Below are 22,167 nucleotides of genomic sequence, written 5' to 3' on the forward strand. Positions count from 1 at the left end.
CGTCAGCCCTCGGCGCCGCGCCGCCGGTCGAGGCGTTCCCGCTGCGGCACCACCGTGTACTTCGGATCCTTCGCCGAGGCGACGCCGCCGTAGAAGATGCCGAACCGGGTGGCCACCGACGCGGCCAGCAGGGCCGTCCCGGACAGGGCGGAGACCGCCCGGCTGCGCCGGCCGAGCAACGCGCCGGCCACCCCGGCCGCGGTCAGGGCCCGCCCGGCGCGCAGCAGCCGGCCGGGCCGCCCGGTGCGGTAGGGCTCGCTGAGCAGCCCGAGCCGGGTCTCCACCCGGTGCGCGCCGAACAGTTCCAGGGCGGCGCCCGCCACCGCCATCCGGCGGGCGGGGCCGGCCTGCGCGGTCGGCGCGGCGATCAGCCCCACGCCGGCGCCGCTGGCCAGCGCGCTGCCCGCGAAGACCGTCGGCAGCTCCGGGTACGCCTCGTGCCAGGACGGCACGGCCGTGTCGGCCAGCAGCACGCCGGTGTACGTGGCCAGCGCCGGCGCGGTCGCCGCGGCGGCCAGCCCGGCGGCGTGCCCCACCGGCGGCAGCAGCCGACGTGCGAGCCCGAGCGGCCCCCGCTCGGGCAGCCACGCCGCACCCTCGGCGACCGCCGCGATCCCGGCGGCCGGGCCGAAGGCGCTGAGGATCCAGGTGCCCACGGACATCGGCGAGGTCGGCTTGGCCACCCGCAGCATGTGGTGGAACCGGGCCGGCCGCCCCAGGTCCTTGACCAGGAAGACGGCGCTGGCGGTCACCGCCACCAGCGACGTGACCCGGCCGGCCCGCCGCAGCGCGGGACGGCCGGTGAGCTGCCCACCCGCCGCGAGCAGCGACGAGCCGGCGGCCAGCCCGCCGGTGAACAGGTACGCCGCGATGTCCCACTTCCAGACCGGCGCCTTGAGGATCGGCCGGCCGTAGTAGGAGGTGAACTCGGCCTCCGGGACGGTCAGCTCCTCGCCGCCGCGCCGGCCGCCGCCCCGCCGCCGGTTCCGTCCGGGCGCACGGGTCGACGCCGGCGCGCCGGACCCGCCGGGTGGCGCCCCTGCCGAGCCGCCAGCGACATCGCCGGGGCCGGCCGGTCCGCCGGGAACGCCGGCGTCGAGGCGATCGCGGAAGCGACGGAACAGGTCGCCCACCGGGCGGTCCGGACTCAAGAGGAACCTCCGACGAACGCGGCGACGGCCGCCGCCGCCATGGCCAGGGCCGCCAGGCCGGCCCGCTTCCACATCCTCGGCAGGTCCCGGGTGGTGACCACCGGGTCCGGGGGCAGGCCGTACACCTCGGGCTCGTCGAGCAGCAGGAAGAACGCGCCGTCGCCGCCGACCCCGTCGTCGGGGTCGTGCCCGTAGAGCCGCGCCTCGGTGACGCCGCGCTCGTGCAGGGTCGCCACCCGGGCGGCGGCCCGCTCCCGCAGCTCGTCGAGGGGACCGTACTGGATGGACTCCGTCGGGCACGCCTGCGCGCAGGCGGGAATCTTCCCGGCGCCGATCCGGTCGTAGCACAACGTGCACTTCCACGCCCGGCCGTCGCCCTTGCGCTGGTCGATGACGCCGTAGGGGCAGGCGGAGATGCAGTAGCCGCAGCCGTTGCAGATGTCCTCCTGCACCACCACCGTGCCGAACTCGGTGCGGAACAGCGCCCCGGTGGGGCAGACATCCAGGCAGGCCGCGTGGGTGCAGTGCTTGCAGACGTCGGACATCATCAGCCAGCGGAAATCGCTGCGCCCCTCCGCGCCACCGGCCCGCCCCGGCGGCTGCGCCCCGGGCATGCCCAGGAACTCCGGCCCGGCGCTCCGACCGGCCGTCGCCGCACCGGCGAACGGCGGCCCGCGGTGCCCGGCCGGGCGGGGCTGCTCGACGAACGCCACGTGCCGCCACGAGTTCGCGGTCAGCGCGCCGGTGTTGTCGTACGACATGCCGAGCAGGTCCAGCCCCGAACCGGGAACGTCGTTCCACTCCTTGCAGGCCACCTCGCACGCCTTGCAGCCGATGCAGACGCTGGTGTCGGTGAAGAAGCCCATCCGGGGCGGGGCGTCGACCCAGCCCGCGTCCGGGGCGGGATCGAGCGGCCCGGACAGGCTGTTCGGGTCAGGAAGCATCACGGTCCTCCCCGGCGCCGTCGGTGGGAGCCGGCGCCGGAAACGCCCCCGGCGTGAGGGTCGAGGGCGGATGGCCGGGGACGATACCCGCCCGCCGCCGGTAGTCCGCCACCAGATCCCGCAGGGCCGCCCCGGTGGGCCGCCGCCCCGGGCGCACGTCGCAGGTGCCGACCTTGCTCTCCTGGATGAGCACGTTCGGGTCCAGCGTGATCCCGAACAGGTCGTTGGCCGAGTCGCCCGTCACCAGGCCCTCGAACCCGAAGTGGTACGGCAGCCACACCTGGTGGATCACCCGGCCGTCCACCCGCAGCGGGGCCAGCCGGTCGGTGACCAGAACCTTCGCCTCGATCACCGCCCGCCCACTGACCAGGTGCGCCCAACCCAGGTGCGCCAGGCCCCGCTCGGCCGCCACCTCCGGCGACACCTCCACGAACATCTCCGGTTGCAGCTCCGCCAGGGTCCGCACCGTACGGCTCATCCCGCCCGCCGTGTGGTGCTCGGTGAGCCGGCTGACCGTGAACACGTACGGGAAGACTCCGCTGTGCTCCTGCGGCGGGCTCGGGTTCACCGAGTTCACGGGGTGCGCGTACACCTTGCGGGTGGGGTTGGCCTGCTGCCGGTAGAGCGGGTTGCGCACCGGCGACTCGGCCGGCTCGTAGTGCGTCGGCAGCGGACCGTCGAGCACCCCGCTGGGCGCGTACAGCCAGCCCTTCCCGTCGCCCTGCATGACGAACGGGTCGTCGCCGGCGATCCCCTCCGGGCCGGCCGCGCCCTCCGGCGGCCGGTACGTCGGCGGCTTCGTCTTCTCGAAGTCCGGCACGTCGTAGCCGGTCCACTCCCCGGCGTCCGGGTCCCACCAGACATACTTCTTCCGCTCGCTCCACGGCCGGCCCTGCGGGTCGGCGGAGGCGCGGTTGTAGAGGGTGCGCCGGTTGGCCGGCCAGGCCCAGCCCCACTCGGCAGCCACCCAGTCCTGCTCGTGCCGAGGCTTGCGCCGGGCCGCCTGGTTGACGCCGTCGGCGTACACGCCGGAGTAGATCCAGCAGCCGACGGCGGTCGAACCGTCGGCGCGGGCCTCGGTGAACGTGGACAGCGGACGGCCCGTCGCCACGTCGTACCCGTTGATCTCGCGCAGCACCGCCTCGGCGCTCGGCTCGGCGTGCGGACCGTGCGTGGGATAGTCCCAGGCCAGGTCGAGCAGCGCCCGGTCACGCGGCAGGTCGGAGCCGGCCAGCTTCTCCCGCAGCCGACGCCCCAGGTGGTAGAAGAACCACAGCTCGGAGCGGGCGTCGCCCGGCGGGTCGACGGCCTTCTCCCGCCACTGCAGCAGCCGCTGGGTCTGGGTGAAGGTGCCCTCCTTCTCCACGTGCGACGCGGCCGGCAGGAAGAACACCTCCGTCCTGCACTCGGTCGGCACGATCTCGCCCGCGGCCACCTCCGGGCCGTTGCGCCAGAACGTGGCGCTCTCGATCATGAACAGGTCGCGGACCACCAGCCAGTCCAGGTTCGCCATGCCCAGCCGCTGGGCGCGGCCGTGCGCCGAGCCGACCGCCGGGTTCTGCCCGAGCAGGAAGTAGCCCCTCACCTTCCCGTCGATCATGTTCAGCACCTGCTGGTACGTCCCGTGATCGCCCGTCATCCGGGGCAGGTACCCATAGCAGAAGTCGTTCTCCGGCGTCGCCGCGTCCCCCCAGTACGCCTTGAGCAGGCTGGCCGCGTACGCGCCGGCGTCGCCCCAGGAGCCCTTCTGGCCGGGGCGGCGGAAGCTGTCCACCCACCGCGGGAAGGTGGTGTGCTCGGCGCGCGGCATCGGCAGGTAGCCGGGGAGCAGGTTGTACAGCGTCGGGATGTCGGTGGAGCCCTGGATGCTGGCGTGCCCGCGCAGGGCCAGGATCCCCCCGCCGGGGCGGCCCATGTTGCCCAGCAGCAGCTGGATGATCGCGCCGGTGCGGATGTACTGCACGCCGACGCTGTGCTGCGTCCACCCGACCGAGTAGATCAGCACGCCGGTGCGCTCGCGGCCGGAGTTCTCCGCCCACGCCCGGGCCAGCTCCAGGAACCTCTCCTGCGGGATGCCGCAGACCCGCTCCACCATCTCCGGCGTGTAGCGGGCGAAGTGCCGCCTGAGGATCTGGTAGACGCAGCGCGGATGCTGCAACGTCTCGTCCCGCTCCACCCGGCCGCTCACCTGCGCGCCGTGCGACTCGTGGAGCAGCCCGGCCGCGCTGTCCCGATCCTTGGCGGTGTGCCCGCTGCCGGAGTCGGTCTCGTGGCCCGCGTACTGCCAGGAGTCCTGCACGTAGCTGCCGGTCTCCGGGTCGAAGCCGGAGAAGAAACCGTCGCCGTCCTCGGCGTCGACGAACTGGTCGCTGACGATCGTCGCGGCGTTCGTGTAGGCCAGCACGTACTCCCGGAAGTCCAGCTCGTTCTCCAGGATGTACCGCACCACCCCGCCGAGCAGCGCGATGTCGGAGCCCGCGCGGATCGGCAGGTAGGTGTCGGCCAGCGCGCTGGTGCGGGTGAACCGCGGGTCGACGTGGAACACCCTGGCGCCGCGCCGCTTGGCCTCCATCACCCACTGGAAGCCCACCGGATGGGCCTCGGCCATGTTCGAGCCCTGGATGACGATGACGTCAGCGTTGGCGACGTCCTGCTGGAAGTCCGTCGCGCCACCGCGACCGAAGCTGGCCCCCAGACCGGGGACGGTGGCGGAGTGTCAAATGCGCGCCTGGTTCTCGATCTGGAGCGCCCCCATCGCCGTGAACAGCTTCTTGATGAGGTAGTTCTCCTCGTTGTCCAGCGTCGCCCCGCCCAGGCTGGAGATCCCCAGCGTGCGGTTGAGTGGCCGGCCCTGGGGGTCGACGTCCTCCCACGTCTCGGCGCGGGCGGCGAGGATCCGGTCGGCGATCATGTCGACCGCGACGTCGAGATCCAGGTCCTCCCACTCGGTGCCGTAGGGGCGCCGGTAGCGGACCTTCGTCTGCCGCAGCGGGCTGGTGACCAGGCTCCTGCTGGCCGAGCCCTTCGGGCAGAGGCGGCCCCGGGAGATCGGGCTGTCCGGGTCGCCCTCGATCTGGGTGACCTGCTCGTCCTTGACGTACACGCGCTGCCCGCAGCCGACCGCGCAGTAGGGGCAGACCGAGCGGGCCATCCGGTCGGCGGTCTCGGTGCGCGCCGTCAGCCCGGCCGAGCGCGCCGACTGCGCGGCGGCGCCCCGGCCCAGCGGGTCGGTGCCGGTGAGCTGCCGGTAGACCGGCCAGCCCTCGATGAAGGTCCGCAGACCCACCCGCGACACCCCCTCCCCCGGCCCGAACACCGTCGACCCCTCGCACACTAGGCCAGCCCGCACCCCGGCCGCGACCCGAGCCCCCGATCACCACCCGACGGTCACCGTCCGCGCCCGCGACGTCGCCACTGGCGTACGCAGACAGCGCCGCCCCCGAGCCGGATCGGCTCAGGGGGCGGGGCTATGTCGGGTGGAGATGTGCCGCTGGCCGGCGCCCGTGTCGGGCGCCGGCCAGCGATCCCCCTTGTGGTGAATGTCGGTGTGTCAGCTGTTCCAGTGCTCGGCGACCAGGTCGGCGGCCTGCTGCTCCCACTGGGCGTAGTGGTCCGGGTACGCCGACACCTGCACGGTCTGCGCGGCCTCGGTCAGCGGCATGTCCTGCCACCCGTCGACCTGCTTCAGGCCCTTCAGGAACGCCGTCGTCGAGTACTCGGGGTCGGTGATCTGCTCCACCGTGCCCCAACCGCTCGACGGGCGCTGCTGGAACAGGCCCTGCGAGTCGTGGTCGTTGCGGTCACCCAGATGACCCAGGTTCTCCAGCTTCGACTCCTGCAACGCCGTCGCGATCGACACCACCGCGGCCCGCTCGTCCATCCCGGCCTTCTTCGTCGCCGCAATGATCGCCTTCACGTTGGCGACCTGCTCGTCGGTCAGGTCGATGCGCGACTGCGCACCCTGCACGCCATGCGGGATCAGCTTCGACTTGTCCACGGCCGGCTTGTCAGCCTGCACCGCCACCGCCACGGGCTTACCCGACTCGACCGTCGGGGCGGCGTGAGCAGCAGCCGGACCGGCGAACACACCACCGGCAAAGGCCAGACCGGCAACACCAAGAACGCTCTTACGCAGGATCGTGTTCATCAGATGCTCCATTCGGGGGTTGGCACCACACGCCGAAGGGGGGTTCAGCGGGGGTGCAAGCACCGTCCGGCGCTCAAAGAAATCGGGGGATCCGGCGCGTCACGCGCCGGGAAGAATCAGACCGGCCCTCTGGAGACCGGGAGTGGCCCGTGTCGCGGGGCGGGGGGTTGCCCTCGCCGGGCCGGGACCATGTGTAACGACCGGCGGCCCACCATCATTCCGGGGCCCGGGCCCCGGGGCCTGCATGCCAGCCCGCCCGGGGCGGCGGGGTAGTCTTGCTCGGTCGTGCGCAGGGTGTAACGACCCCGGCCCGGCCACGATTCCGCCCCCACGATGCCCCCGGTCACACCCCGAACCGGACCCACGGGACACTGCCACCCGGCCCCTGTCGAGCTGCCCTCACAGATGGGGCACAACGTGCCCCGGCAGAATGCCGCCCCCGGTCCCTGTCGAGCTGCCCTTACAGACGGGGCACAACGTGCCCCGGCAGGCAATCGAGCCTGGTGTGACGGGGGTGGTCCCACAGACGGGGCAGCTCGACAGCGCCCACCGCACCCACCCACCGGCCCGGTCAAGAGCGGGCCGACGGGCCGCGACCTCGCGGTCGACACCTCGCCAACGCATCGCCCGTCGCCTCCCGACGGGCCTCCCCGACGGCCATTGCCGGACAACGGACAGCCAGGCACGGACGGCGCGCGACCACCGACGGGGTGTGGCCCGCCGTGCCCGGCGCAGGGATCAAGCCTGACCGCCCGGGGGGGGCCCCCCCCCCCGGCGGGGGGGGCCCCGGGGGGCGCGCCCGTGCCCCCCCGCCCCCCCCCCGGGCGGCGGCCCGGGGGGCCCCACACCCCCACCGCAACCACCGACACCCAGCACAACCAGCACCGACAAACCGCGGACCTGGCGTTACCCTGACAGCATGCACGGCCTCTCCCCCACCGCGACCCGCGTGGCCCCCCTCGCCCGCCCGGGCCGGCCCGCCGTGGTGACCCGGACGCTCACCGAGCTCGCCGGCCCCACCCGCGGCGTCGTGGAGCTGCCCGTGCAGCTGATGTGGAACGCCGACCGCACGTTCGACCTGGGCGACCCGGACGAGTTGCTCTGGATGTACGAGAACGTCCTGCGGGAGACCACCCGCGCGGAGGACCTCCGCGTGCTCATCAACGGGCGCACCCTGCGCCGGGTGTGGCGGCTGCTCAACCTCCCCAAGGGCGTACGCCAGGCGTGGGAGATCCGCCACCGGGGTCTGCGTACGGCGTGAGCGGCGCGCACCCGCACGACTTCTACCGGGAGGTGGCCCGCGTCGCCCTGTCCGCCGCCGGGCCGTACCGGTTCGTGCTCGGTGGCGGCGTGGCCTGGGCGGCGCACGGGCTGGTGACCCGCCCGACCGAGGACGTGGACCTCTTCGCCGACGTCGAGGGGGCGGCCGCCGCGGCGGCGGACGGGGTGCGGGCGGCGCTGGAACGGGCCGGGTTCGAGGTGAGCGACGCCGACCCGGACAGCGAGCTGGCCGAGCTGTTCGACGGGTTCGACCGGGACCTGAAGGACTTCGTGGTGAGCCGGGACGGGCGGCGGATCCGGCTCAGCCTCGCCCGCCTCGACCGGCACCGCAGCCCGGTGGTGATGGACCTCGGCCCGGTGATGGACGTGCGGGACCTGATGGCGAACAAGACCGCCGCACTGGTGAACCGGCGAGAGGTTCGGGACTACATCGACGTGGCGGCGGCCCTGGAGCAGCACGACGTGGCGGAGCTGCTGGAGCTGGCCCGCCAGCTCGACCCGGCCCTGGATCCGTCGGACGTCCGCGCCGCCGGCCGCTATCTGGACCGGCTGCCGGACCGGCGCTTCGCCCGCTACGGCCTGGACGCCGCCGCCGTCGCCCGCGTCCGCGCCCGCCTCGCCGTCTGGCCCCGCTGACCCGTTGTTCCGGGGCGCGGGGCGCGGGGATTACTTGGTGGGGCGGCCACCCGTCACGCCGAGGACCTCGCCGGTGACGTAGCTGGACTCCTGGGAGGCGAAGAAGACGTACGCCGGGGCCAGCTCGGCCGGCTGGCCGGGGCGCCCCTCCGGGGTGTCCTGGCCGAACTGCTCGACCTTCTTCCGCGGCATGGTCGCCGGGATCAGCGGCGTCCAGATCGGGCCGGGCGCCACCGCGTTCACCCTGATCCCCTGCTCCGCCAGGTCGGCGGCGAGCGCCTTGGTGAAGTTGGCAATCCCCGCCTTGGTGGTGGCGTAGTCCAGCAGCTGCGGCGACGGGTCGAACGCCTGGATCGACGAGGTGTTGATGATGGTCGAGCCCTCGGACATGTGCGGCACCGCCGCCCTGCAGAGCCAGAACATGGCGTACAGGTTGGTCCTGAGCACCCGGTCGAACTGCTCGTCACTGATCCCGAGGATGCCCTTCTCCTGCGCCATCTGGTAGGCGGCGTTGTTGACAAGGATGTCGATCCCGCCGAGGTCCCGCACGGCCCGCCCGATCAGCTCCTCGCAGTGCCGCTGGTCGGTGATGTCGCCGCGCACGGCGACGCCCTTGCGGCCGGCCTCCTCGACCAGCCGGACGGTCTCCCGGGCGTCGGCGTCCTCCTCCTCGCCCAGGTAGGAGATGAGCACGTCGGCGCCCTCCCGGGCGTACGCGATGGCGATCGCGCGACCGATGCCGGAGTCGCCGCCGGTGATCACCGCCCGTCTGCCGTCGAGCTTGCCGCTGCCGCGGTACGACTCCTCGCCGTGGTCCGGCTTCGGGGTCATCCTGCCGGTCGCGCCGGGCGGCGTCTGCTGCTGCCCCGGTTGCCCCTCCTGCTGGCCGTACTGGCTGGTGGGGTCCTGCAGGGTGTGCTGGTCCTCGCTCACCGACGTCTCCTCGCGCACCTGCTCGGGTTCCTGGTATCCCACCGCCCTACCCAGAGCCGACGGGCGGAAACGGCCGGGGCGGTGTTACCCCGGGCGGCCCGCGGACGCTGGTGCTGTGGGACACCTCGGGCTGCTGTGGCAGGAGTGACGGCCGCTCGTTAGGGTGCGCTCGGCGCCCACCAGGCGCCCCGACCCCCATGGAAGGGCACGTCATGACCTCTCCCTCCGGCCCGTCGCGTCGGACGGTGCTCGCCGCCGCGGCCGCGGCGGCGAGCGTCCCGCTGATCGCCGCCACCCCCGCCCAGGCGGCCGGCGCGGCCCGGTCGCGGACCTGGGACCTCACGATCCTCGGCACCTCGGACACCCACGGCAACGTCTACAACTGGGACTACTACAAGGACGCCGAGTACGACGACAGCAAGCACAACGACGTCGGCGTCGCCAAGCTGGCCACCCTCGTCAACCAGATCCGCACCGAGCGGCGGGGCAAGGCGACGCTGGTGCTCGACGCCGGCGACACCATCCAGGGCACGCCGCTGGCCACCTTCTACGCCAAGCAGGAGCCGATCACCACCACCGGGGCGACGCACCCGATGGCCAACGCCATGAACGTGCTCGGGTACGACGCCGTGACGCTGGGCAACCACGAGTTCAACTACGGCCTGCCGCTGCTGGCCAAGTGGATCTCGCAGCTCGGCTTCCCGGCGCTGGCGGCCAACGCCGTCAACGTCGCCACCGGCAAGCCGGCCTTCCTGCCGTTCGTCATCAAGAAGGTCTCCGTCGGCTTCGCCGCGCCGCCGCTGCGGGTCGGCATCCTCGGCCTGACCAACCCCGGCAGCGCGATCTGGGACAAGGCCAACGTCGAGGGCCGACTGCGGTTCGACGACATGATCGCCACGGCCGCGAAGTACGTCCCGATCATGCGGGAGCGCGGCGCCGACATCGTGCTGATCTCCGCGCACGGCGGCGACAGCGGCACCTCCAGCTACGGCCCGGAGCTGCCGAACGAGAATCCGACGGCGCTCATCGCCGAGCAGGTCCCCGGCATCGACGCGATCCTCTTCGGCCACGCCCACGCCGAGGTCGCCGAGAAGTTCGTGACCAACGCGCGGACCGGTGAGCAGGTGCTGCTCACCGAGCCGTCGAAGTGGGGCCAGCGGCTGAGCCGGATGGACTTCACGCTGGCCCGCGAGAGGGGCCGGTGGAAGATCACCAAGAAGACCGCCGCCCTGCTGAACACCAACACCGTGGTGGAGGACCCGGCGGTCCTCGCCGCCGTGCGGGCCCAGCACCAGAAGACCGTCGCGTACGTCAACCAGGTCGTGGCGCGCTCCACCGTGGAGCTGTCGGCGGCGGAGAGCCGGTACAAGGACACCCCGATCCTGGACTTCATCAACCACGTCCAGACCGAGGTGGTCGGCCAGGCGCTCGCCGGCACGTCGTACGCGGCGCTGCCGGTGCTGTCGATCGCGGCGCCGTTCAGCCGGACCGCGGTCTTCCCCGCCGGCGACGTGAAGATCCGCGACGTCGCCGGGTTGTACGTCTTCGACAACACCCTCGAGGCCGTCGTGCTCAGCGGCGCCGAGGTGCGGGCCTACCTGGAGTACTCGGCGAAGTACTTCCGGACCCTCGCCCCGGGCGCCCCGGTCGACCCGGAGACGATCAGCGATCCGGCGGTGCCGGACTACAACTACGACGTCTTCTCCGGCCTGGAGTACGACATCGACATCTCCCGGCTGGTGGGCCAGCGCGTCACCCGCCTGGTGCTGCCCGGCACCGACACCCCGGTGGCGGACAACGCGCAGTTCGTGGTGGCGGTGAACAACTACCGCCGCAGCGGCGGCGGCAACTTCCCCGGCATCGTGAAGACCCAGGTCTACAACGAGCAGCAGGAGATCCGTCAACTGCTGATCGACTGGGCGCAGGCCAAGGGCGCGATCGACCCGGCCGACTTCTACCAGCCGAACTGGAAGCTGGTGCGCGAGGGCGTGCCGGTCTTCTGACCGACGGTCACCGGACGGGCCGTGGGCGGATCGCCCGCGGCCCGTCCGCGTACCGGGCAGGTCGCGCGGACGAGGCGACGCCGCCGCGCGCGACGCGCCGTCAGGCGCCGTGCCGCAGGTCCCACCGGTCCGAAGCCTCCGAATCCGGTCGGTCCCGGCGCGGCTCGGTCTCGGTCAGCGCGACCCGCTCTTCCGGCGGGACCGCCGGCGGCATCTCGCCGAAACGCACGTGCCGCAGGAAGGCGTACTCGTCGTCGGTGAACGGCGACTCGGAGCGGTCCTCTGCCATCTGCTCTCCCCCTCGACGCCGTCATTCTCCGCCCGTGGCGCCCGGCGCCACCACCCCTAAAGCATCCTAGGATCCTGGGGTGAAAGACGGGATCCTAGGCATCCGTCCACCCGGTCAGGACGGCAGCTTCGCCAGCGGCGCGCGGGGGGCCGGCAGCCGGTCCAGCAGCGCCAGCGCCGCCCGCACCGGGGCCCGGCCCAACGTCTCGTCGAAGCTCGCCCGCCCCTGGCAGAACCGCACGAACATCCGCCAGCCCGGCGGGGTCGCCAGCAGCGCGTGGAAGACCTCCGGCCGCCGCGCGAACACGTCCAGCAGCCGGTGCCCCGCGCGCATCGAGGGCACCAGGTCCCGCGCCACCGCCCGCTCGTAGCCCGCCGGGTCACCCGCGGCGACCGCGGCGCCGGCCAGCTCGCCGGAGCGCAGCGCGTAGCTGATGCCCTCCCGGCTCCACGGTTCCAGCAGCCCCGCCGCGTCGCCCGCCACCAGCACCCGGCCCCGACGCAGCGGGGAGTCCTCGGCGCGGCAGCGGGTCAGGTGCCCCGAGTCGTGCGCCGGCTCCACCCCCGACAGACCCAGCCGGTCAACGAACGCGCGCAGGTAGGCCCGGGTCCGCTCCCCCTCGCCCCGTGCGGCGATCACGCCGACCGTGAGCCGGTCGCCCTTCGGGAAGACCCAGGCGTACGAGCCGGGCAGCGGGCCCCAGTCCAGCAGCACGCGGCCCCGCCAGCGGTCCTGCTCCCGCGGCGGCACCGGCAACTCCAGCTCCAGTCCCAGGTCGACCTGCCGGTGGCGGACCCCCACGTGCCGAGCCGTCACGCCCGAGGAGCCATCCGCGCCGACCACGGCACGCGCCCGCACCGTCTCCCCGTCGGCCAGCCGCAGGCGTACGCCCTCGGGGTCCTGCTCGACGGCGCGGACCGCGGCGCGCTCGCGGACCTCGGCGCCGGCCGCGGCCGCGGCGAGGCGCAGCCGGTCGTCGAACTCCTCACGCCGCACCATCGTCACCAGCGGGCCGTCGGGGTGCCGTCGGGTGAACCGGCGTCGCCCGTCCCGGGTGAACGTGACCCGGTCCACCCGGTCGTGCGCCGGGACGTCGATCCGGTCGGCGACCACCGCGAGCGAGGTGCCGATCAGGCCGCCCCCGCAGGTCTTGTAGCGGGGGTGGGCGGCCCGTTCCAGCACGAGTGTGCGCAGGCCCGCGCGGGCGGCGGCATGGGCGGCGGAGAGGCCGGCGGGGCCGGCGCCGACGACGGCGAGATCCCAGATGATCACCGCTGCAGCGTATGCCAGGAGGCCGGTTCCGGGGGCGTCGGCGCGGCCGGACCACCGCCCGATCGGGTGGGCATCTTCGGCCGGCCACGGGGTAACCGCGCGGCGCAACCGCCCGTGGGGCGGGCAAGGCGAAGGAGGACATCATGCGGCAGGTCCAACTGTCGGACGTCGAGGAACGGGTGTACGACGCCGTCGCGGCCCTGGAGGCGCGCGGGCAGGTGCCGTACCCGGACCTGATCGCCCAGGAGGCCGGGCTGACCGAGGAGCAGTTGCGCGCGCCACTGCACCTGCTCACCGAAAAGAACCTGCTGCACCGCGAGGACTCGCCGATGGCCGGGCTGGACTTCGGCCCCCGGTTCTGCGCCCAACAGTTGGCGTGACCCGGCGGGCGGCCCGCCACGATTCGCCTCCCGCGGACCGGGGTAGCGGACAGCGATGCCCGACCACCGGTCCACGGGAGGCACGATGAGCGCGGCCCGTACGCCGCGACCGGCCGACGCCACCGCCTCCCCGGACGACCGGCGGCGCTGGCAGGCCCTCGGCGTCGGGCTGGTCGCCGCCTTCATGACGCTGCTCGACGTGAGCATCGTCAACGTCGCCGTCCCCTCGATGGACCGCGCCCTCGGGGCCTCCCCCAGCGACCTGCAGTGGGTGCTCTCCGGGTACGCCCTGACGTTCGGGCTGGTGCTGGTCCCCGCCGGACGCTTCGGCGACGCGCGCGGCCGGCGCACCGCGTTCGTCTTCGGGATCGCCCTGTTCACGCTCGCCAGCGCCCTCGCCGGGCTGGCCGCCTCCCCCGCGTGGCTGGTCGCGGCCCGACTGCTCCAGGGCGCCGCCGCCGGGCTGGTCAACCCGCAGGTCACCGGCCTGATCCAGGAGCTGTTCCGGGGGCCCGAGCGGGGCCGCCCGTTCGGCCTGCTCGGCGCCACCATCGGCATCTCCACCGCCGTCGGCCCGCTGCTCGGCGGCCTGCTGATCGCCATCGGCGGCGAGGAGCACGGCTGGCGCTGGGTGTTCTTCGTCAACGTGCCCGTCGGGATCGTGGCGGTGGTCCTCGGCTGGCGGCTGCTCCCCGGCCGCCGGGCGGGCCCCGCGGACCACCGGCGGCTGGATCCCGTCGGAGTGCTGCTGCTCGGGCTCGGCGTGCTGCTGGTGCTGCTGCCGCTGGTCCAGCAGCAGCAGTGGCAGGGCCGCGCGAAGTGGCTGCTGGTGCCGACCGGACTGCTCGCCCTGGCCGGATTCGGGGCCTGGGAACGGTGGTACGCCCGGCGCCGGGATCCGCTGTTCGACCTGCGCCTGTTCCGATTCCGGTCGTACGCCCTCGGATCACTGATCGCGCTCGTCTACTTCGGCGGGTTCACCGCGATCTTCTTCGTCTTCACCCTCTACCTCCAGAACGGCCTCGGCTACAGCGCGCTGGTCGCCGGCGTGGCCATCACCCCGTTCGCGCTGGGCTCGGCCGCCGCGTCCGCCCTCGGCGGCCGGATCGTCAACCGCTTCGGCCGGCCGCTGGTCGCGGTCGGTCTGCTCACCGTGGTCGTCGGGCTCGTCGCGGTGGTCGGCGCGCTCGCCCTGGCGCCCGCCGGCGCCGTGGTTCCGTGGCTGACCGCAGCGCCGCTGCTGGTCGCCGGGCTGGGCAGCGGCCTGGTGATCGCCCCGAACCAGACCCTCACCCTGTCCCAGGTACCGGTGCCCCAGGCGGGAAGCGGCGCGGGCATGCTGCAGACCGGCCAGCGCATCGGCTCCGCCGCCGGCATCGCCGCCGTCGGCTCGGTCTTCTTCTCGTCGCTGGCCGGCAGCGACGGCGACTACGGCGTCGCTTTCCGACACTCCCTCCTGCTGGCCGCCGCGGTCATCGCGCTGGCGCTGGTCGCCGCCCTGGTGGACGTCACCCTCGGCCACCGCCGCTGAACGCCACCGCACGCGACCGCCTCCACCCGGAGACCCGGACCCGGTGTGGGCCTGCCCGCTCGTGACGCGAGGACGCCGCTGGCCGGTACCCCGCACGGGGTACCGGCCAGCGGCGTCATGCACCTGTCGTCAGCTGTTCCAGTGCTCGGCGACGAGGTCGGCGGCCTGCTGCTCCCACTGGGCGTAGTGGTCCGGGTACGCCGACACCTGCACGGTCTGCGCGGCCTCGGTCAGCGGCATGTCCTGCCACCCGTCGACCTGCTTCAGACCCTTCAGGAACGCCGTGGTCGAGTACTCCGGGTCGGTGATCTGCTCGACCGTGCCCCAACCGCTCGACGGGCGCTGCTGGAACAGGCCCAGCGAGTCGTGGTCGTTGCGGTCACCCAGATGACCCAGGTTCTCCAGCTTCGACTCCTGCAACGCCGTCGCGATCGACACCACCGCGGCCCGCTCGTCCATCCCGGCCTTCTTCGTCGCCGCAATGATCGCCTTCACGTTACCGACCTGCTCGTCCGACAGGTCGATGCGCGACTGCGCACCCTGCACACCATGCGGAACCAGCTTCGCCATGTCCACCGCCGGCTTGTCGGCCTGCACGGCGACGGCGGTGACCGGCGTCGCCGCCACGGGGTTGGTGTCGGCGTGGTTCAGCGGACCAGCAGCCAGACCACCAGCAACAGCCAGACCAGCAATACCAAGAACGCTCTTACGCATGATCGTGTTCATCAGATGCTCCATTCGGGGGTTGGCACCACACGCCGAAGGGGGGGTTCAGCGGGGCACAAGCACCGTCCGGCGCTCAAGAAACCGGGGGATCCGGCGCGTCACGCGCCGGGAAGAATCAGACCGGCCCTCTGGAGACCGGGAGTGGCCCGTGTCGCGGGGCGGGGGGTTGCCCTCGCCGGGCCGGGACCATGTGTAACGACCGGCGGCCCACCAACATTCCGGGGCCCGCACGCCAGCCCGCCGGGGGGCGGGGGTGGTCTTGCTCGGCCGTACGCAGGGTGTAACGACCCCGCCCCGGCCACGATTCCGCCCCCACGATGCCCCCGGTCACACCCCGAACCGGACCCACGGAACGCTGCCATCTGGCCCGTGTCGAGCTGCCCTCACAGACGGGACACAACCGGACCCCACGGGTTCCGCTGCCTGGTCCCTGTCGAGCTGCCCTCACAGATGGGGCACAGCATGCCGCCGCAGGCGACCGAGTCTGGTGTGACGGGTGGTCTCACAGACGGGGCAGCTCGACAGCGCCCACGGCACCCCACCCACCCGGACCCGCCGACAGCGGGTCGACCGGTCGCCACGCCGCAGGCGACACCAGGCCAACCCCACATCGCGACGCCTCACCGACGCCACGCCGACGCCTTCGCGGACGCCTCACGGCAGCCGTACCGCGAAACCGACATCCAGGCACGGACGGCGCGCGACCACCGAAGGGGTGTGCCCCGCACACCCCCACCACCACGCACCACAGCACAGCGCCGAAAGAGCGCGCCGCCGCAGGCGCAACCGGCCGGCCCCTGAAATCGGGACCGGCCGGTCGGGTCATGCGGTTGTCACGCGGTCGTCACCAGAGCTGGGCGACGATGTCCGCCGCCTGCTCCTCCCACTGCGCGTACGCGAACGGGTAGGCCGAGACCTGCACCGTCTGTGCGGCGGAGGTCAGCGGCAGGTCCTGCCAGCCGCCGACGTTCTTGAGCGCCTCGAAGAACGCCCGCGAGGCGTACTCGGGGTCGGTGACCTGGTCGGGCGAACCCCAACCCGACGACGGGCGCTGCTGGAACAGGCCCTGCGAGTCGTGGTCGTTGTACGCGCCCAGGTGGCCGAGGTTGTAGAGCTTCGACTCCTGCAGCGACGTCGCGATGCCGATGACGGCGCCCCGCTCACCCACGCCGGTCTCCTTGGCCTCCTTGATGATGGCCTTGGCGTTGGCGAGCTGCGCGTCGTCGAGCGGGATGCGCGACTGGGCACCCTGCACGCCGTGCGGGATCAGCTCATCTCGGGCGGGCTTGTCGGCGACCGGCTTGGCCGTCTCGCCGCCGGTGGTCAGGGCCGACTCCTCGCTGGAGGCCGACTTGCCCTGGCCGGTGGCCTGCTCGATCGCGGCCACGGCGCCCTCGTGCGGCGTGCTGGTGACAGGTGCGGCGACGGCCGTCGGCCCGAAGGCCAGGCCACCGAGGGCGGCGACACCCACCACGCTCAGCGCGATCTTGCGGTTCGAGTCCTTCGAGTCCTTCGCGATGGCCGGGAGCCACCGAGTGAAGTCGTACTTCACGATGGTTGCCCTTTCGGTCAGGCGAAGCGCTCCGTGCTGAGCGCTCCTCGGGGGAAACTTCCGCGCCGGAGGAGGTTTCGGTTCCGGCGGTACGGGGGACACAACCAGCCTGCCCTGTCGGGCATTCCGGATATGAGCCGGTGGTGGCGTGCTGCGGTCCCCGTCACTCGGCACGAGGGACGGGCGAGAACACTCCCCTGCGTTCGGCACGGGAAAGGATGAACCAGACGATCGACCCCAGCCGGCCGAGTCCGGGCCGGGACGCCAACACGTCCCGCAGAAGATCGTGGGTCAGCAGAGCCGGGGCACGCTCACCGCGAGGCCGGACCGGTGAGGGCCGGCAGGGTGCCGGACCGGATCGGCTCAGGCGGCGTGGGGCGCGCCGAACCGGACGAGGACGTGCCAGAGCTGCTTGAGGTGCTGGAGGGTGACCTCGGCCGGCCCCCGGTCGGCCCAGCGGGACGGCTCGGTGACCACGGAGACCGCCGCGCGCCCGATCAGGGCGGCGTCGACCGGATCGCCCGGCCGGGCGAACTCGGCGTGCAGCCGGGCGGCCAGCGGGGGGATGGCCGGCCCCCGGAAGTCGGGGTCGATCCGGTCGACGGGAAGCGCGAAGCCGGCGTGCCAGTGCAGGGCGACGCCGTGCCGACGGGCCAGCGCGTCGAGGGTCTCCCCGGCCTCGGTGCCCCGGAAGGACGGGTCCATGACCACCGCCTCCACGTCCCGGGCCAGACTCAACTCCCCGTGGATCTGGGCCTCGATGTAGTCGTCGAGGGCGCGACCCGCGGCGCCGGGGGCCCACGCGGCCTCCTCGCGACGGCGCAGCAGCGCCCGGACCAGGGCCACCACGTCCCCCGGCACGCCCAGGCTCACCCCGGTGCTGTCCGTCGCCGCGAGGAGGGCCGCCAGCACCGGCTCGAAGACGTCGACGGTGCCCAGGTCGCGGGGGCCCAGGTGACTGTCACCGAAGCAGAACGTCGCCCGGGCGAGCACCTCGGGACGCAGCCGCAGGTGGCAGGAGCCGAACCGGGGGCTGGCACCGTCCGGGTGGTCGAGCAGGTTCAGGCCGCCGTACTTCGGCCGGTCCGTCGGGGGCACGCCGGGGACCTGGTAGGCGCCGCCGAAGAGCGTCTCCTCCCAGCGGTCCCGGTCGCCCCCGGGGAAGGCGGTCAGCCCGCCGTTGGAGATGCCGGTCTCGAACTGGCTGCGGTAGACGCCCTCGGCGGCGAGGGCCGACGCGACCGTACGCCCGTCGGCGCACAGCCGGTCCGGGTGGAAGTTGAGGGTGAGGCGGCCGTGCCGGCCGACCGCGGCGATCAGGCACTCCGGCCGGTGGGTCACGCCCGAGCCCGCGAGCGCGCGGGCGATGACGGCCAGGGCGGCGGGGCGGTCGCGCAGCGCCGCCGCGCGGACGTGCCCGATCGCCGCGCGCTGGGCGGGGGTCAGTGCCGCGTCGACGGCGGCCGGACCGGCCGTGGGCTGCATGGCTGCGAATACTTCCCGCGCGCGGGCCGGGACGCACCCGATTTTCGGTGCCGGCCGGAGCAGCGCCGTGCGGCGGCGGTCACCGACCTGCCCGGCCTTGGCCGATCCCGGTTCCGCCCGCGACGTCGTTGCCGGCCACGGTCCGAACGGACCGGCGGATGCCTTCTCCGGTTACTCCTCGCGCGCCCGGTCGGTGCCGAAGCCGTCGAGGGTCGCCCGCTCGTCCGCGCCGAGCAGTTCCTGGAAGAGCGTGATCTGCAGGCCGGCCGGGGCGTCGAGGCGCGCGTTGAGCGACTGCCACGGGGTCACGGTCGGCGGGGCGATCTCGGTGGCGCCGGCGGAGACCAGGCGGCGGGTGGCGGACCGGCTGTCGTCCACCTCGAACGCCACCCTGATCTTGGGGGCGACCTGCCGCCCGACCTCGACCTCGTCGATCATCCGCTTCTGCGCCGGGTTGGCGATCTCCAGCGTCGCCCGGCCGGCGTCGAGGATCACCACCCGCGCGTCGCCCTCCCCCGTGAAGGCGGCCTGCTCGGGCAGGCCCAGCGCGTCCCGGAAGAACACGACCGCCGCCTCGTAGTCCTCGGCCTCCACGACCAGACGAAGCTGGCGTACGGCGGGTGGGCGGCCGGCGGCGTCCGTCGTCATGCCGCCAGAGCCTAGTCGGTCACGGCACGCCGGGCGCCTACGGTTCACCCGCTGGGCCGGTACCGAAACCGGGGATTACAGTGGGAGCGCCGACCGGGAGGCAGGGAATTGACTGTTGGTGCGGTGGTCGACCAGGCCGCCCTGGGGGACCACGCCTGCTGGGCCGACGACGACGAGACCGACGCGCTCGCCGCCGTCGGCCGTTTCGTCGCCCCCGGTCCCCGCCACGGTCGGGCCGCCGCCGACTCCCTGGACACGTCGGGGCCGTCCCCCGTGGGACGGGCGGCATGACCGGGCCGGGTGGCACAGCGGGCACCTTCGTGCACGAGGGCCTCTTCTACCGCGACCCGGACGAACTGTTGGCGGGCACGGTGCCGTTCATCACCAGCGGGTTGGCCGCCGCAGAACCGGTGCTGGTCGCGATGCCCGGCGCCAACCTGTGGCTGGTCCGCGCCGAGGTCGGCGCGATGGACGGGGTGCGCTGGGCGGACATGACCGAGGCCGGCCGGAACCCGGGGCGGATCATCCCGTGGGTTCTGCAGGCGTTCATCGACGAACACGCCGGCCGGCGCGTACGGATCATCGGCGAGCCGATCTGGGCCGGGCGCAGCGACACCGAGTATCCGGCCTGCGCCCAGCACGAGGCGCTGATCAACATGGCGTTCGCCGGCCGCGACGCCACCATCCTCTGCCCGTACGACGTGGCGGGCCTCGACGACGACGTGCTGACCGACGCGTGCGCCACGCACCCGGTGCTCGTCGACGACGCGGGGCGGCGGTCGAGCGGGGCGTACGCCCCGTCGGAGGTGGTCGCCCGCTACAACCTCCCGCTGCCGGCACCAGCGGAACCGGTCGCGGCACTGGCCTACCAGGTCGACAGCCTGCCCGCCGTGCGCGCGTTCGTCGCCGGCCACGGCCGGGTCGCCGGGCTGGACGAGGACCGGGTGGCCGACCTGCAGATCGCGGTGACCGAGCTGGCCACGAACAGCATCGCGCACGCCGGGGGCGCGGGCGTGCTGCGGGTCTGGCGGACCGCCGAGCACCTGGTCTGCGAGATCCGCGACGACGGCTGGCTGGCCGACCCGCTGGCCGGCCGGTTGACTCCGGCGAAGGACGGCGTCGGCGGGCGGGGCCTGGTGATCGTGCAGGCGCTCTGCGACCTGGTCCGGGTGTACAGCACCGCCGCCGGCACGACGGTCCGCCTGCACATCCGCCGCCCGCTCTGACCGACGCCGACGCTCCTCCCCCGCCCGCCGGGTGGGCGGCGTCGCCCGGACCGGGCCGGCGGGTCCGGTCCGGCCGGCGGGCTGACCGTGGCCGGCCCGCGCGGTCAGTGCCCGCGGGCCAGCCACTCGTCCAGGTGCGGGGCCTCCGCGCCGACGGTGGTGCTGTCGCCGTGCCCGGTGTGCACCACCGTCTCTGGCGGCAGGGTGAGCAGCCGGTCCCGGATCGAGGCGACGATCGTGCCGAAGTCGCTGTACGAGCGCCCCGTGGCGCCGGGCCCGCCGGCGAAGAGCGTGTCGCCGGTGAACACCACGCCGAGCGTCGGGGCGTGGAAGCTGCACGCGCCGGGGCTGTGGCCGGGAGTGTGCAGGACGGTCAGCGCGACCCCGGCCACCTCGACGGTCTGCCCGTCGCGCAGTTCCCCGCCCGGCGCCTCGTCCGGGTGCACCATGTCCCACAGCACCCGGTCGGCGGGGTGCAGCAGCACCGGCGCGCCGGTGGCCCGGGCCAGCGCCGGGGCCACCCGGACGTGGTCGTCGTGGGCGTGGGTGGCGAGGACGGCGCGTACCCGCCGGTCGCCGACGGCGGACAGGATCGCCTCGACGTCGTGCGGGGCGTCGACGACGACGCACTCGGTGTCGTCGCCGACGATCCAGACGTTGTTGTCCACGTCGAAGGTCTGGCCGTCGAGGGAGAAGGTGCCGGAGGTGACGGCGTGGTCGACGCGGGCCGCCATCAGAGGACCACCACCGAGCGGAGCACGTCGCCGCGGTGCATCCGGGCGAACGCCTCCTCGACCCCGTCCAGCGCGATCTCCTCGGTGACGAACGCGTCCAGGTCGAGGCGGCCCTGCAGGTAGAGCTCGGTGAGCATCGGGAAGTCCCGGCTGGGCAGGCAGTCGCCGTACCAGCTCGACTTCAGCGAGCCGCCGCGGCCGAACACGTCCAGCAGCGGCACGTCGACGGTCATCTCCGGCGTCGGCACGCCCACCAGCACCACCGTGCCGGCCAGGTCGCGGGCGTAGAAGGCCTGCTTCCAGGTCTCCGGGCGGCCCACCGCGTCGATCACCACGTCGGCGCCGAAGCCACCGGTCGCGGCGCGGATCGCCTCGACCGCGTCGTCCTCGCGGGCGTTCACGGTGTGCGTGGCGCCGAACTTGCGGGCCCAGTCGAGCTTGCGGGGGTCGGTGTCCACCGCGATGATCGTCGTCGCGCCGGCCAACGCCGCGCCGGCGACCGCCGCGTCCCCGACGCCACCGCAGCCGATCACGGCCACCGAGTCGCCCCGGGTGACCCCGCCGGTGTTCATGGCGGCGCCGAGACCGGCCATCACGCCGCAACCGAGCAGCCCGACGGCGGCGGGCCGGGCGGCCGGGTCCACCTTCGTGCACTGGCCGGCGTGGACCAGCGTCTTCTCGGCGAAGGCACCGATACCGAGCGCCGGGGCGAGTTCGGTGCCGTCGGTCAGGGTCATCTTCTGGGACGCGTTGTGGGTGGCGAAGCAGTACCACGGGCGGCCCCGGCGGCAGGCGCGGCACACCCCGCAGACGGCCCGCCAGTTGAGCACCACGAAGTCGCCGGGCGCGACGCTGTCGACGCCGGCCCCGACCTCCTCGACGATGCCGGCGGCCTCGTGCCCGAGCAGGAACGGGTAGTCGTCGTTGATGCCGCCCTCGCGGTAGTGCAGGTCGGTGTGGCAGACCCCGCAGGACAGGATCCGCACGACGGCCTCGCCGGGCCCCGGGTCCGGCACCACGATCGTCGTCACCTCGACCGGTGTGCCCTTGCTGCGGGAGATGACTCCCCTGACCTGCTGGCTCACGATTTCCTCCTGCTCCACGCCGGCGCACCGCGCCGCCGTCATCCAGGGTGCGCTGCGCGCCGCACCGTGGGGTGACCTCCCCTCGGCGACGCTACCGCTGATCATCCGTCGTCCCAACGCCAGATCGGGCGGTTATCACCTCGC

18 protein-coding genes and 3 pseudogenes are annotated in these 22,167 nt (G+C 73.6%); 7 read left to right on the forward strand and 14 right to left on the reverse strand.

What is annotated here, in order from left to right; translation table 11 throughout:
* Nucleotides 1-2 precede the first annotated feature (2 nt).
* The 4 genes and pseudogenes from nrfD to ACZ6Q9_RS00765 form a co-directional block, all read right to left on the reverse strand.
* Nucleotides 3-1,151, reverse strand: a complete 1,149-nt coding sequence (gene nrfD, locus ACZ6Q9_RS00750; protein WP_396826990.1) for an NrfD/PsrC family molybdoenzyme membrane anchor subunit — start codon at nt 1,149-1,151, stop codon at nt 3-5.
* Nucleotides 1,148-2,095 carry a 4Fe-4S dicluster domain-containing protein gene (locus tag ACZ6Q9_RS00755; protein ID WP_393261713.1) on the reverse strand — a complete coding sequence of 316 codons (948 nt, stop codon included), beginning with the start codon at nt 2,093-2,095 and terminating at the stop codon, nt 1,148-1,150. The genes nrfD and ACZ6Q9_RS00755 overlap by 4 nt, the downstream gene beginning before the upstream one ends.
* Before the next feature lie 4 nt (nt 2,096-2,099).
* Nucleotides 2,100-5,381: pseudogene (gene fdh, locus ACZ6Q9_RS00760) on the reverse strand (formate dehydrogenase); the annotation flags it as partial.
* 264 nt (nt 5,382-5,645) lie between these two features.
* Nucleotides 5,646-6,242 (reverse strand): hypothetical protein, encoded by a 597-nt coding sequence (locus tag ACZ6Q9_RS00765; RefSeq protein ID WP_396826987.1) that lies wholly within the window; start codon nt 6,240-6,242, stop codon nt 5,646-5,648.
* Nucleotides 6,243-7,161: 919 nt separating this feature from the next.
* Between ACZ6Q9_RS00765 and ACZ6Q9_RS00770 the strand changes: the two genes are divergently transcribed.
* Together ACZ6Q9_RS00770 and ACZ6Q9_RS00775 are read left to right on the forward strand one after the other, a co-directional pair.
* Nucleotides 7,162-7,503, forward strand: coding sequence for a hypothetical protein (locus ACZ6Q9_RS00770; RefSeq protein WP_393263858.1), 342 nt, complete (start codon nt 7,162-7,164; stop codon nt 7,501-7,503).
* Nucleotides 7,500-8,159, forward strand: a complete 660-nt coding sequence (locus tag ACZ6Q9_RS00775) for a nucleotidyl transferase AbiEii/AbiGii toxin family protein (RefSeq protein ID WP_393263860.1) — start codon at nt 7,500-7,502, stop codon at nt 8,157-8,159. Before ACZ6Q9_RS00770 ends, ACZ6Q9_RS00775 begins: the two co-directional genes overlap by 4 nt.
* A 30-nt stretch (nt 8,160-8,189) precedes the next feature.
* Here ACZ6Q9_RS00775 and ACZ6Q9_RS00780 read toward each other — a convergent pair whose 3' ends face one another.
* Nucleotides 8,190-9,092, reverse strand: coding sequence for an SDR family oxidoreductase (locus tag ACZ6Q9_RS00780; protein WP_396827125.1), 903 nt, complete (start codon nt 9,090-9,092; stop codon nt 8,190-8,192).
* Nucleotides 9,093-9,304: 212 nt separating this feature from the next.
* On the opposite strand from ACZ6Q9_RS00780, the gene ACZ6Q9_RS00785 reads away from it, so the two are divergent.
* Nucleotides 9,305-11,095, forward strand: a complete 1,791-nt coding sequence (locus ACZ6Q9_RS00785; protein WP_393454400.1) for a bifunctional metallophosphatase/5'-nucleotidase — start codon at nt 9,305-9,307, stop codon at nt 11,093-11,095.
* A 100-nt stretch (nt 11,096-11,195) separates the two neighbouring features.
* Here the strand turns inward: ACZ6Q9_RS00785 and ACZ6Q9_RS00790 are convergent, their stop codons facing one another.
* Together ACZ6Q9_RS00790 and ACZ6Q9_RS00795 are read right to left on the reverse strand one after the other, a co-directional pair.
* Nucleotides 11,196-11,384: a hypothetical protein gene (locus tag ACZ6Q9_RS00790; protein ID WP_350712703.1), complete on the reverse strand. Its 189-nt coding sequence runs from the start codon at nt 11,382-11,384 to the stop codon at nt 11,196-11,198.
* A 114-nt stretch (nt 11,385-11,498) separates the two neighbouring features.
* Nucleotides 11,499-12,656 (reverse strand): geranylgeranyl reductase family protein, encoded by a 1,158-nt coding sequence (locus tag ACZ6Q9_RS00795; RefSeq protein ID WP_393454397.1) that lies wholly within the window; start codon nt 12,654-12,656, stop codon nt 11,499-11,501.
* Between the two features lie 143 nt (nt 12,657-12,799).
* On the opposite strand from ACZ6Q9_RS00795, the gene ACZ6Q9_RS00800 reads away from it, so the two are divergent.
* The gene (locus ACZ6Q9_RS00800) at nt 12,800-13,036 is read left to right on the forward strand and encodes a hypothetical protein (RefSeq protein WP_357465101.1); all 237 of its coding nucleotides are present in this window, start codon (nt 12,800-12,802) and stop codon (nt 13,034-13,036) included.
* An 85-nt stretch (nt 13,037-13,121) separates the two neighbouring features.
* Entirely contained in the window at nt 13,122-14,567 is a 1,446-nt protein-coding gene (locus ACZ6Q9_RS00805) for an MFS transporter (RefSeq protein ID WP_396826984.1), read from the forward strand.
* Nucleotides 14,568-14,696: 129 nt separating this feature from the next.
* Here the strand turns inward: ACZ6Q9_RS00805 and ACZ6Q9_RS00810 are convergent, their stop codons facing one another.
* The 5 genes and pseudogenes from ACZ6Q9_RS00810 to ACZ6Q9_RS00830 all read right to left on the reverse strand — a co-directional run bounded on the left by ACZ6Q9_RS00810 (nt 14,697) and on the right by ACZ6Q9_RS00830 (nt 18,978).
* Complete coding sequence (locus ACZ6Q9_RS00810; RefSeq protein ID WP_396826982.1) at nt 14,697-15,293, reverse strand: hypothetical protein; 597 nt, start codon at nt 15,291-15,293, stop codon at nt 14,697-14,699.
* 844 nt (nt 15,294-16,137) lie between these two features.
* Nucleotides 16,138-16,584, reverse strand: a pseudogene (locus ACZ6Q9_RS00815) (hypothetical protein); the annotation flags it as partial.
* A 66-nt stretch (nt 16,585-16,650) separates the two neighbouring features.
* Nucleotides 16,651-16,845, reverse strand: a pseudogene (locus ACZ6Q9_RS00820) (hypothetical protein); the annotation flags it as partial.
* A gap of 363 nt (nt 16,846-17,208) precedes the next feature.
* Nucleotides 17,209-18,330 (reverse strand): DUF3626 domain-containing protein, encoded by a 1,122-nt coding sequence (locus ACZ6Q9_RS00825; protein WP_396826980.1) that lies wholly within the window; start codon nt 18,328-18,330, stop codon nt 17,209-17,211.
* 171 nt (nt 18,331-18,501) lie between these two features.
* On the reverse strand, nt 18,502-18,978 hold the full coding sequence (locus ACZ6Q9_RS00830; RefSeq protein ID WP_393263872.1) for a VOC family protein: 477 nt from the start codon (nt 18,976-18,978) through the stop codon (nt 18,502-18,504).
* A 108-nt stretch (nt 18,979-19,086) separates the two neighbouring features.
* On the opposite strand from ACZ6Q9_RS00830, the gene ACZ6Q9_RS00835 reads away from it, so the two are divergent.
* Both ACZ6Q9_RS00835 and ACZ6Q9_RS00840 read left to right on the forward strand, forming a co-directional pair.
* Nucleotides 19,087-19,269: a hypothetical protein gene (locus tag ACZ6Q9_RS00835; protein ID WP_393454385.1), complete on the forward strand. Its 183-nt coding sequence runs from the start codon at nt 19,087-19,089 to the stop codon at nt 19,267-19,269.
* Entirely contained in the window at nt 19,266-20,204 is a 939-nt protein-coding gene (locus ACZ6Q9_RS00840) for an anti-sigma factor RsbA family regulatory protein (protein ID WP_396826977.1), read from the forward strand. Before ACZ6Q9_RS00835 ends, ACZ6Q9_RS00840 begins: the two co-directional genes overlap by 4 nt.
* 104 nt (nt 20,205-20,308) lie before the next feature.
* Here the strand turns inward: ACZ6Q9_RS00840 and ACZ6Q9_RS00845 are convergent, their stop codons facing one another.
* Together ACZ6Q9_RS00845 and ACZ6Q9_RS00850 are read right to left on the reverse strand one after the other, a co-directional pair.
* Complete coding sequence (locus tag ACZ6Q9_RS00845; protein ID WP_393263877.1) at nt 20,309-20,938, reverse strand: MBL fold metallo-hydrolase; 630 nt, start codon at nt 20,936-20,938, stop codon at nt 20,309-20,311.
* Nucleotides 20,938-22,023, reverse strand: a complete 1,086-nt coding sequence (locus ACZ6Q9_RS00850) for an S-(hydroxymethyl)mycothiol dehydrogenase (RefSeq protein WP_396827123.1) — start codon at nt 22,021-22,023, stop codon at nt 20,938-20,940. The genes ACZ6Q9_RS00845 and ACZ6Q9_RS00850 overlap by 1 nt, the downstream gene beginning before the upstream one ends.
* Nucleotides 22,024-22,167: the final 144 nt, after the last annotated feature.

The sequence above is a fragment of the Micromonospora sp. NPDC049139 genome, from assembly GCF_055586845.1.

Coding starts and splice junctions, on each gene's coding strand:
- ACZ6Q9_RS00840 (WP_396826977.1), top strand. CDS start 19,266: ATGACCGGGCCGGGTGGCACAGCGGGCACCTTCGTGCACGAGGGCCTC.
- ACZ6Q9_RS00800 (WP_357465101.1), top strand. CDS start 12,800: ATGCGGCAGGTCCAACTGTCGGACGTCGAGGAACGGGTGTACGACGCC.
- ACZ6Q9_RS00805 (WP_396826984.1), top strand. CDS start 13,122: ATGAGCGCGGCCCGTACGCCGCGACCGGCCGACGCCACCGCCTCCCCG.
- ACZ6Q9_RS00765 (WP_396826987.1), bottom strand. CDS start 6,242: ATGAACACGATCCTGCGTAAGAGCGTTCTTGGTGTTGCCGGTCTGGCC.
- ACZ6Q9_RS00755 (WP_393261713.1), bottom strand. CDS start 2,095: ATGCTTCCTGACCCGAACAGCCTGTCCGGGCCGCTCGATCCCGCCCCG.
- ACZ6Q9_RS00810 (WP_396826982.1), bottom strand. CDS start 15,293: ATGAACACGATCATGCGTAAGAGCGTTCTTGGTATTGCTGGTCTGGCT.
- ACZ6Q9_RS00785 (WP_393454400.1), top strand. CDS start 9,305: ATGACCTCTCCCTCCGGCCCGTCGCGTCGGACGGTGCTCGCCGCCGCG.
- ACZ6Q9_RS00830 (WP_393263872.1), bottom strand. CDS start 18,978: ATGACGACGGACGCCGCCGGCCGCCCACCCGCCGTACGCCAGCTTCGT.
- ACZ6Q9_RS00770 (WP_393263858.1), top strand. CDS start 7,162: ATGCACGGCCTCTCCCCCACCGCGACCCGCGTGGCCCCCCTCGCCCGC.
- ACZ6Q9_RS00790 (WP_350712703.1), bottom strand. CDS start 11,384: ATGGCAGAGGACCGCTCCGAGTCGCCGTTCACCGACGACGAGTACGCC.
- ACZ6Q9_RS00845 (WP_393263877.1), bottom strand. CDS start 20,938: ATGGCGGCCCGCGTCGACCACGCCGTCACCTCCGGCACCTTCTCCCTC.
- ACZ6Q9_RS00825 (WP_396826980.1), bottom strand. CDS start 18,330: ATGCAGCCCACGGCCGGTCCGGCCGCCGTCGACGCGGCACTGACCCCC.